Source organism: Mesorhizobium sp. M1A.F.Ca.IN.020.06.1.1 (assembly GCF_004023265.1).
Lineage (GTDB): Bacteria > Pseudomonadota > Alphaproteobacteria > Rhizobiales > Rhizobiaceae > Mesorhizobium.
In genome coordinates, this window is sequence record NZ_RZSR01001376.1 from 1 (window position 1) to 1,114 (window position 1,114).

1 protein-coding gene and 1 pseudogene are annotated in these 1,114 nt (G+C 62.7%); both read right to left on the reverse strand.

Going from position 1 to position 1,114, the window contains the following annotated elements; all coding sequences use genetic code 11:
- Positions 1-183 (reverse strand): annotated as a pseudogene (locus EOA60_RS34145) (MFS transporter); the annotation flags it as partial.
- 220 nt (positions 184-403) lie between these two features.
- Positions 404-1,024, reverse strand: coding sequence for a DUF922 domain-containing protein (locus EOA60_RS34150; RefSeq protein WP_067319718.1), 621 nt, complete (start codon positions 1,022-1,024; stop codon positions 404-406).
- Positions 1,025-1,114: the final 90 nt, after the last annotated feature.

A 1,114-nucleotide genomic window follows, 5' to 3' on the forward strand; every position in this document is an offset into this window, starting at 1 on the left:
GTATTCGGCGTGGCCGAGCGCGCGCGCGATGGTCGGCAAGGCAGGCGACACAATGGTCTGGTCAAGCGCCGCCAGAAGCATCGACAAGAGCACGCCGCCGATGATGGCGTTCTTCTCGCTCTCGCTGATCGACGGCGAGGCCATTGTCCTCATCGTCGTGCGATTGTCGACGGTCTGGTCCATGCGTCACTCTTTCAAGGTCGGTGCGCCGTCGGCAAGAAGCAGCCGGTGCGGGGCGTCCTGCGCCCGTCATTCGTATCTCGGTTTCCAAAGTCCGCCGGACGGCAAACCCGATATATGTCGGTCGATATAGGCCGTTTTCGACCGATGCTCGAAAGTTTTTTGGAATCTGGCACCATTGTTTCGGCGGTGTTGGCTTTCGCCGGCACCACCGGTCCAATGGTCAAGCCGGCGGCAACCGCCCGCTTTGGGTGCGCTGCATCCGGTAGCGCAGGAGCCGGATGATTCGGCTCTCGAAATTGACGCTTTCGACGCGGTCGAACTGCACCTGGGCGCGATCGTGCTTGGCGAGGATGGCGGCCGAGATCTGGGCGGCCTGGGCCTTCGCGGCTTCGCAGGTCCTTTGCGGATAAGTCGCCTTCAGCGCGTCCTCGAGTTCGCGCGCGTGATTCTTGGCGATCTCGACATGGCGCTCTTCGTGGCGCTTGATGTCGGCCGACAGCGTATCCCAGAACAGCCTGACCTGCGGATCCGCCTTGCGCGGGCGCCGCCATTCCGGGAGGATCACCTTGACCTTCACGGTCACCTGCGCGTTCGCGATCCGGCAGGAATTCGCGGTCTGCGCATAGCTGACGCGGGTGGTGAAGGCCATCTGCGTTGCGCCCGGATGCCGGGAGCCGGTGCTCTTCACTTCCGGTCCGTTTTTCGTCAGCTGTTTTTCGATGTCGTCCAGCGTGCGGCCGCCGACGCTGAAATAGCTGTAGGTCTTCACCAGATTCGCCGCGGCGGCCGGCGTGGCGGCCAGCGTGAGCATCAGGGCGCAGAGCAGGGAACGGTTCATCATGTTGCCTCTTCACGCACCTTGCTTTACGGCCGTTGCCGGCGCAACGAAATTGATTTCGCGCGGATCACGCATGGTTGATGGACAATGACG